Raw genomic sequence first — 8,457 nt, forward strand, 5'->3', positions numbered from 1 at the left:
TCGGGCTCGGGCGGTTGAGGCGTGTGCATTTCATCTGGTGTTGCATGCGGCATTGTTGATCTCATTGGCTTGGGTTCGGTCCCCTTCGAACTTTAGGATTTACCGCGGCAGCGACATCGCGATGTCGCGCCCCACAAAATCATCGATGTGCTTGGCAAGCATTCGCGCCACCAGCTGTGAGGTACCGTTGGCCCACCGAGGCCGCAGATCCTCAATCCGCCGTCCCAGGGTCCGCTGAAGATGGACTGGGAGGCTAGTGAAGAACTCTTCGAGAAATTCGCCCATCTCGCCATGCATCCACTCGCAGGCGAGATCTTCCTGCCCGGCGAGTGCGAGGATCATGGATGCGCGGGGATGGGCTCCACAGGCGGAGAGCACACGTGCTGCTTCGTCGAGCCCGATAGGCCGCTCGCCGCGCGCAAGGCGAAGCAGGGTCTCGCGATGCATGCCGCATTCATTGGCAATCCGGTGGCGAGGTTTGCCAGCGGCTTCGATCGCATGGGCAAGGACGCGGGCCAAGCTTTCATTGGCCGGTCTGGCGGCGGCGGTTGGATGGTACATGGTTGTCTCCTAGGTTCTGCACTGGTGCGACTCGCAGGCATAACGCGAAGCATCCCATGTAGGAAAACGAAAAGAACATAAACGGAACATCTCGTTTAGAGGCGAATCAGTTCCTCTATCCGATTCGTCGCCAAATCCCGCCTAGCGGGACGGCGTTCACCGACACAAAATGACTGACGTTACGCCTTTATCGTCGATTTTGTGCGTTGAACGGGAAAAGATGCGTCCGCATCCTTCCACCTCCCGGCGGTATTGCCGCTGAACACTTTCCTACGACCATTTCCTAGATGCATGTGGAACACACAGCGAACGCAAGAACGCTGTGACCACCCCTCCAACCGGAGCTTCACATGCAGTCTCTCACCCTCCCCAGGCGCGCCAGCGTCAAGGGTCTCGGCAAGACCCTCAATATTGCCATCCCGGTCGCAATCGCGGCGCTTGCGGCGAGCGCCGCCTATGCCGGCGCTGACACGACCTTCACCCCTGCCCTCACGAAGTTCACGGACTTTCTGGAAGGCTCGGGCGGCAAGATCATCACGGTTCTCAGCCTCGCTGGCGGCCTAATCGGTCTGGCATCCGGGCGTTTTTCGCTCGGCCAGGTCGCCGTCCCGGTGGGTGTCGGCATCGGTGTCGGCACGGGTGTTCCGATCGTCACCTCGGTCGTGACCGCGGTCATCTGAGCGCGGCAAGGGAAGGCGGCGTCGCCATGGCAGACCCATACATCATTCCTCGGCGGCTCGATGACCCGGAGCTTATCGGCTTCTGGACCATCGACGAGTTCGCGGGAATGCTGGCCCCCTTCACCTGGGGGATCCTCACCCAGCATATCTTTATCGGCATCATAGTCGCCTTCGGCGCCTGGTTCGCATTGCGAAAGGCAAAAGCAGGACGCGCCAGCTCCTGGGTAGCCCACGCCGCATACTGGTATCTGCCTGCAGGATTTTTGGGCCTAAAGGCAACGCCGCCTTCCCACTGCCGACTACTCGCCGGTTGAGGGGCACTTCCATGCATTCCGACATATCCCACGAACGGCAGCAATCGCTGCTGCGCCAGCGGAACCTCTTTGCGCTCACCAGCGCCGGCCTTGGCCTTGCACTGGTCGTCGCCGGGAGCCTTGCCGCCACCCGCGACCGCGAAGTGGTGCTGGTTCCGACTGTTCCCAAAGCGCTCACCGTGAGCAGTGCCGGGGTCGAGGCCGATTATCTCGAGCTCGTCACCCGCGATGCGGCCCTTGTTCTTCTCAATCGCAGTCCGGAAGGCCTCGATTACTGGATGAGCGAAATCCTGAAGCTGGCAGATCCCGCAAGCTATGGCCGCCTCAAGGCCGAGCTCGTCCGGATCGTCGAAGAGCAGCGGGGCTCGGATGTCACCCAGGCATTCGTTATCCGGTCGATGACGGTCGATCCCAAGGGTCTGACATCGGATGTGACCGGCACGCTCAAGACCTTCGTCGGCGCGCAGGTGATTGCCAGCGACGAGCGCCGTTTCCGCTTCAGCTGGACTTACCGCGGCCTGCGCCTGGCGCTCGCCGGGTTTGCCCAGCTCCCCCCGCAGGACAAATCGAAGGAGGCCCAGTGATGGCTTACCGAAAAGGGACCCATACACGGGGTCTATTTCTGAGCGCGGCCGCTCTGCTCACCGCAGCATCCCCCGCTCATGCCGCCGACCAGTTCAAGCAAACGGCTGACGGCGCCGGAATCGAGTGCAGCGTTTCAGCGCGCGAGCTGACCCGCTTCGCATTGGTCGACGACCAGTTCGCCAGCGTCTCGAAGATCTCGACTGGCACGCCCTACAACGACTTTGCAGTGACCAACGAGCCGGTGCGCGGCGACATCTATGTGTCGGTGCCGGAAACTTATGCGGCACGGTCGATCAGCTTCTTCACCACCACCAAGAAGGGCTTCGTCTACAAGGTCGCGTGCCGGGTTGAGCAAATTCCGGCGACCCAGGTCTTCATCACCAACCCCGTCATCGCGAAGAACCGGGCGGCGGATTGGGAAAGCCAGACCCCGATCGAGACCAGCGCCGTCAGGCTCATCCAGGCGATGGCCAATGACCGGACGGTCGACGGTTTCGAGGTCCGCCAATCGACTGCCATACCCGCACGGGTCGGCGATCTCGAAGTCCAGCTCATCGCTGATTATCGCGGCGCCAGCCTCACTGGGAAGGTCGTCCGCATCCACAATCGCGGAGCGAAACCCGTGACGCTCGCCGAACGTGATCTCGCACCGCGCGACACGCTCGCCGTCTCGATCGCCGAGCCAAAGCTCGAACCCGGGGCCAGCACCACGGCCTTTGTTGTCGGCGCAAGCGGGGAGACCGGCCATGACTGATGTAACCCATACGCCAGGCACTGCCCCTTTGCAGGCCGAGAGCGCGGCATCGTCCGAACTTTCCGGGCTCAACGCCCGCACCGCGCGCCGTCAGAAGCTGCTGCTGGGGTCGCTGGGAGCACTCGCCCTCATCGGCGGAAGCTGGTTCATCCTTGGCGGCGACGACAAGGCCAAGACCGGCGATCCCAATGCGGCGCAGACGATCGACACGGCAGGCCTGGTCAACCGCGACCTGTCGCAGCGCGAGTTCGTCGCGACCTACGGCAACAGGCTCGATGCGGTCACCCGCGAGCAGAAGGCGCTGAAGGATGGGAGCGTCCCGCGGACGGAGATCGAGGCGCAGCTCGCCGCTCTCAAGGCCGAAAACCAGGCCATGCGGGTCGATGGACAGGCCGCGATCGATGCCATCTCGGCAGAGAACGCCGAGCTCAAGACCCGGCTTGCCGCGCAGCCTGCATCACCGGCACCGGCTGTACCGCCACCGGCTTATGGGCCGCAGGCAGGCGGCTATGACGCAAGGGCCCGGTCACCTCAAACCAGTACCGGCGCCGCAGCAGGCGATCCGCAGGGCGGCATGATTTCTTCGCCTGGCGAGGTGAAGCTGATGAGCTTCAGCTCCGACAAGGCAGCGACCAATGGCCTTCGTGTGGGCCGGCCCGATGCGCCACCGGTCGTCGTCGAGGATTCGCCCGATTACCTGCCGCCCAATTCCTACGCGCCGGCACGCGTAATCGTCGGCGTCGATGCCTCGGCAGGCGTCGCCAGCCAGACCGATCCGCTGCCTGTGGTGCTTCGGATCACCGGCCCTGCTCGTTCGGTCATGCAGAACGGAAGGGTTCTGACCACCCGGATCCAGGGCTGCGTGGTGAACGGCGCGGCGCGCGGCGACCTCAGCAGCGAGAAGGTTTACGTGAAACTCGCCCGCATGACCTGCGATCAGCCTGGCGGCAGGGTCGCAGTGAGCGAGGTCAAAGGCTTCATCAGCTTCGCTGGCAAGTCCGGGGTCCGCGGCCGCGTCGTAAGCCGCGAAGGCAGCCTCGTCAGCCAGGCGCTGCTCGCAGGAATTGTCGGCGGCTTCGGGCGCGGCTTCTCGGCCAATGCCAACAGCGTCTTTTCCGGCGTCACGACCAACCCCGACGGCAGTCGCTCCAAGCTCTCAGCCGGCGACATTCTCGGCGGCGGACTTGGCCAGGGCGCCGCCGACGCTGCCGACACGGTCAGCAAATACCTGATCGAGCGCGCCGAACAGTACCAACCCGTCGTCGAGATGCCGACCGGCATCGATGTCGAGATCGTGTTCCTCGACGGCGTCTACGTGAGGAACTCCCAATGATCGAAAATACTCTCCTCGAGCAGGACAATCGTCGGCGCCGCTGGTTGCGTGCCAGCGCCGGACTGGCGGCGATCATCGCCGTGTCGGCTGCGACGGGATGGGGTGTGGCAAGCCTTGCTGCCCCCGCTGCCGCTCCGGACACGGCGAAGGTTCGAGAGGCGCTCAAGCTGCGCCTGCCCAAGACGCCGATCGACGCAATCAACTGCAAGGGCCTTGGCGGCCTGTGCGAGGTCGCGTCCAAATCGACGCTCTTCTACGTCGACCGGGCCGCAAAATATCTGGTAATCGGCCGGGTCTACGACATGGAAGCCCGTCAGGATCTGACGGCCGCCCGATTGCTTGCCCTCAATCCGGACTTGTTGGCAGCGGGGGCAGCGCGGCGCAGCAATCCTGAAACACAAGCGGAAGGCAGCCCGAGCGCAGCCGCAGCGTCAGCCCGGAACACCCCGCCGCGCCATGTCCCGCTCGGCAAGCTTCCCGCCAAAGGCGCGATCACCTGGGGACCGGCCGATGGTCCACGTGTCGTCGTCTTTTCGGACTTCCACTGCGGCTATTGCAAGAAGCTCGAGGCCGAATTGAAGGCGATCGGAGCGCGGGTCGAAGAGCGGCCGATCTCGATCTTCGGGGCGGAAAGCCGGCGCGATGCCGAGCGGGTTCTGTGCTCGCCGCGGCCTGAGCTGGCGCTGCATATGGCCTATTCGGGTCTGGCGCTCGCCAATCCCAAACCCTGCGACACGAGCGGTCTCGATGCCAACGAGGCCTTCGCGCGGGCCCACGGTTTTGGCGGCACCCCTGTGATCGTGCGCCCCGCCGATGGCGCCGTTCTCGAAGGCTTCCGGCCTGCCGCCGTGCTCCGGGACTTCCTGCGCGCTGGCCCCTCCCTGGCCCCCACCCCTGCTCCCAAAGGATAGACCCATGCGTTTTCCGACACGTCTCCTTGCCTGCGCCTGTCTGGCCGGTCTTGCCAGTGGCTGCGCCACGTTCGGCACCAACGTAGAGGGCGATTTCACCTGCCGCGCGCCGAAGGGCGACTGCGCACCGGCTCACATCATCGATGCCAAGGCGACGGACAATCTGTCGAACGGCGCGCTGTTCGATGCTGACGCGCGGCAGAGGTCAGGCGTCGTGGATGCCGACACCAGCCGCACAGCGGAACGCACCTTGCGCGTCGTCTTCCCCGCTCATGTCGATGAAGCTGGAACGCTGCATGACGAAGCGGTCGCCTGGACCGTCGTCGAAAATCCGCGCTGGGCCACCGAGCTACGCCGCAAGGCGGGCGAGGACCAGGGCGGATCACTGATGCGCCAGGTCCGTCGGCAGCTGAAAGCCGCCCAGAGAGCCCCAGCACCCGACGGCGCGGAGGGAGACCCGAACGTAGCTGACGAGGCGTCACCCTTCTCGTCTGCACGCGACGACGCGGGTCAGGCTGGCGGCATCTCGGACGCCGATGCGCCCAGTCCCTTCAACGAAACTTCAGATGCCTCGCCGCTGGTCCTCCCCTCCACGGCGCGCGAGGCCGTTGCCGGTGCCAAGGCACCGGCGGTCGAGGGGTTCGACACGCCGCCTCCCCCGCGTGATCGGACCCCTCGGCCAGAGGCGGGGCACAGCGCTCCCGTGTTCCCCAGCGCCGCAGCGATTGAAGCCGCGAAAGCTGCAATCCGCCCGGCAGTCAGAAACGGCGAACAGCCGATCGTCAGCACCTCGCAGCCCAAGGAACCCAAGTAATGGCCGAGCAACTCAAGTCCGTCATTGATCGGCTGCTCAGCGGATTGCTGGGTGACGCCGAGCACGTCGAAAAGCCCCGCCCCCAGCTCATGGTCGATATGCTCTCCGACTGGCTCCCCTACAGGGTCTATGATCCGGCAACCCGCCTGTACTTCAACGCACGCTCGAAGGGCTTTGTCCTTTCGGTCACGCCGCTGATCGGAGCCGACGAGCGCACCGGGGAAATCCTCGGTCAGTTCTTCTCGGAAGGCCTGCCAGCGGGCGCCTGCCTGCAGGTGCTCCACCTTGCAAGCCCGCGCATCAGCAGGATCATCGCCCCGTGGTTTGCGCCACGGTACATGCAGGGCGGCGTGTACGAGGCAATTGCCCGGCACCGGGCGCGGCGGCTCTATTCGCTGGTTTGGGAGTCTGGCTCGCCGGATGCGCCCTTCCATGCGCGGCATCACCAGGTGATCGTCTCGGTCGGGGTGCCGACCTCCAAGTCGGTCAGCAACGAGGATCTCAAGCAGACCCGCGAGGGCCTGATGGCGATGCTGAAGTCGCTCAATCTCGGCGTGGTCGAAGTCGGGCCGGAAGCGCTGATCGCTGTCATCGATGATCTGACTTCGCCCACCACCGCCCCGCAGGACGATGCGGTGCCCTACAACCCGAACGATCCGATCGCCTCGCAGGCGATCCGCCACGACATCGAACTGGTCGTGGCAGAAGACCGCATGCGCCTGGTGACCGAGCGGTTCCGTCCCACCGGCAAGGTCAATGACGGGGTGCCCGAGATCGGGACCGTCTATCCCGATGCTTTCGATGTCCGGCACTTTGCCGTCCGCAACATGCCGTCGCGCTGGGCCCCGTGGGAATGCGCGCGGCTGATCGGCGACCTGTTCACCGACAAGCTGCGCTTCCCCTGCCCGGCCGCCACCATGCTGTGTCTCGTCTATCCGGATCAGGAGGCGGCATCGGCCAAAGCCGGCTTCAAGTTCATGCGGACAACCAGCCTTGCCGGCACCCGCAGCGCCCGGTTCCTGCCCCGGATCGGCGAACAGGCCGCCGAGTGGCAACATGTTCAAGCCGAGCTTCAGGAAGGCCGCCGCCTCGTGCGCGTGTTCTACGGCGTGACGACCTATTCGCCGCTGGGCCAGGGCGACCGCCACGAACGCGCGATCAAGTCGATTTACAAGGCAGCAGGCTGGGATCTCACCGACGAGCGCTATCTGCAGCTCCAGGGGCTTCTCGCGGCCATGCCGCTGACGCTCGCCGACGGGCTCGGTGCCGACATGGAGCGGCTGAAGCGGTTCAAGACCGTCCTGTCGACCACAGCAGCCAATATCGCGCCCATGCAGGGCGAATATCTCGGAAGCGCCCACCCTCACCTGCTGTTCGTCGGTCGGCGCGGCCAGCCGTTCTTCTGGTCGCCGTTCGAGAACGAAGCGGGCAATCACAACGTCGCGATCTGCGGCAAGTCGGGATCGGGCAAATCGGTGCTGCTCCAGGAGATGTGCGCAGCCCTGCGCGGCGCCGGCGCGCAGGTGGTCGTGATCGACGATGGCCGCAGCTTCGAGCACTCGGTCAAGCTGCAGGGCGGCCGCTTTGTCGAGTTCACGATGAAAGCGGGCTTCTGCCTCAACCCCTTCTCGATGATCGACGCAGCCCGCGCCGCCGAGGACGAGGATTATCGCCTCGACTGCTTCGGGATGATCAAGGCGATCGTCGGGCAAATGGCCCGCCACAGCGCAAAGCTGACCGATACCGAGCGCGGGCTGATCGACCGGGCGGTCAACATGGTCTGGGCTGAACACGGCGCGGCGGCCACGGTCACGTCCGTCGGCGAGATGCTGGCCAGTCTCGGCCATGACACGGCCGCAGACATTGCGACTGCGCTTGCCCCCTACATGGCTGGCGGAACCTACGGCGCCTTCTTCGAGGGCCAGGCCAGTCTCGACCTCGATGCGGATTTCACCGTGTTCGAGATGTCCGACCTCGCGAGCCGGGAGGATCTGCGCAGCGTGGTGCTCTCCGCGATCATGTTCATGACCAGCCAGGCGATGACGCGCAGCCCAAGGTCGCTGCGCAAGCTGCTGCTGATCGATGAAGCATGGTCGATGCTGAAGGGCGGCTCGATGGGTGAGTTCGTCGAAACCTATGCCCGCACCTGCCGGAAATATGGCGGCGCCCTCGCGACCGCCACACAGTCGCTCAACGACTACTACAAGTCCGACGGGGCGACGGCAGCGCTGGAGAATAGCGACTGGATGCTGATCCTTCAGCAGAAGCCGGAGACGATCGCCGATTTCAAGGCGAGCAAACGCCTCGATATGGACGATCGCACCGAGACGCTGATCCGCAGCCTCAAGCGCTCCGGGAGCGACTATTCCGAGGTGTTCATCAAGGGGCCGGAGACCGAGGCGATCGGACGGCTCGTGCTCGACGACTATTCGGCAACGCTCTTCTCGAGTTCGCCCCAGACCTTCGCCGCCATCGATGCCGAGATCGCCCGCGGCCACCAGCGCG

The 8,457-nt window shown here is 64.7% G+C and carries 9 protein-coding genes; 8 read left to right on the forward strand and 1 reads right to left on the reverse strand.

Annotation, left to right across the window (positions count from 1 at the left end):
- Positions 1 to 99: 99 nt before the first annotated feature.
- A complete protein-coding gene (locus tag COA17_RS18185; protein WP_084276680.1) occupies positions 100 to 561 on the reverse strand; it encodes a transcriptional regulator in 462 nt (153 codons plus the stop codon).
- A 350-nt stretch (positions 562 to 911) separates the two neighbouring features.
- On the opposite strand from COA17_RS18185, the gene COA17_RS18190 reads away from it, so the two are divergent.
- The 8 genes from COA17_RS18190 to traC all read left to right on the forward strand — a co-directional run.
- Positions 912 to 1,241 carry a hypothetical protein gene (locus COA17_RS18190; RefSeq protein WP_011445803.1) on the forward strand — a complete coding sequence of 110 codons (330 nt, stop codon included), beginning with the start codon at positions 912 to 914 and terminating at the stop codon, positions 1,239 to 1,241.
- Between the two features lie 26 nt (positions 1,242 to 1,267).
- Entirely contained in the window at positions 1,268 to 1,555 is a 288-nt protein-coding gene (traL, locus tag COA17_RS18195; protein ID WP_020819170.1) for a type IV conjugative transfer system protein TraL, read from the forward strand.
- A gap of 11 nt (positions 1,556 to 1,566) precedes the next feature.
- A complete protein-coding gene (locus COA17_RS18200) occupies positions 1,567 to 2,139 on the forward strand; it encodes a type IV conjugative transfer system protein TraE (RefSeq protein ID WP_096614296.1) in 573 nt (190 codons plus the stop codon).
- Complete coding sequence (locus COA17_RS18205) at positions 2,139 to 2,894, forward strand: type-F conjugative transfer system secretin TraK (protein WP_073978567.1); 756 nt, start codon at positions 2,139 to 2,141, stop codon at positions 2,892 to 2,894. Before COA17_RS18200 ends, COA17_RS18205 begins: the two co-directional genes overlap by 1 nt.
- Entirely contained in the window at positions 2,887 to 4,227 is a 1,341-nt protein-coding gene (locus COA17_RS18210; protein WP_096614298.1) for a TraB/TrbI/VirB10 family type IV secretion system protein, read from the forward strand. Before COA17_RS18205 ends, COA17_RS18210 begins: the two co-directional genes overlap by 8 nt.
- Positions 4,224 to 5,138: a DsbC family protein gene (locus COA17_RS18215; protein ID WP_096614300.1), complete on the forward strand. Its 915-nt coding sequence runs from the start codon at positions 4,224 to 4,226 to the stop codon at positions 5,136 to 5,138. The genes COA17_RS18210 and COA17_RS18215 overlap by 4 nt, the downstream gene beginning before the upstream one ends.
- A gap of 4 nt (positions 5,139 to 5,142) precedes the next feature.
- A complete protein-coding gene (locus COA17_RS18220) occupies positions 5,143 to 5,952 on the forward strand; it encodes a conjugal transfer protein TraV (RefSeq protein ID WP_096614302.1) in 810 nt (269 codons plus the stop codon).
- On the forward strand, positions 5,952 to 8,457 hold a 2,506-nt coding region (gene traC, locus COA17_RS18225; protein WP_096614304.1), incomplete at its 3' end, for a type IV secretion system protein TraC. The genes COA17_RS18220 and traC, both read left to right, overlap by 1 nt.

Source organism: Sphingomonas ginsenosidimutans, assembly GCF_002374835.1.
Lineage (GTDB): Bacteria > Pseudomonadota > Alphaproteobacteria > Sphingomonadales > Sphingomonadaceae > Sphingomonas > Sphingomonas ginsenosidimutans.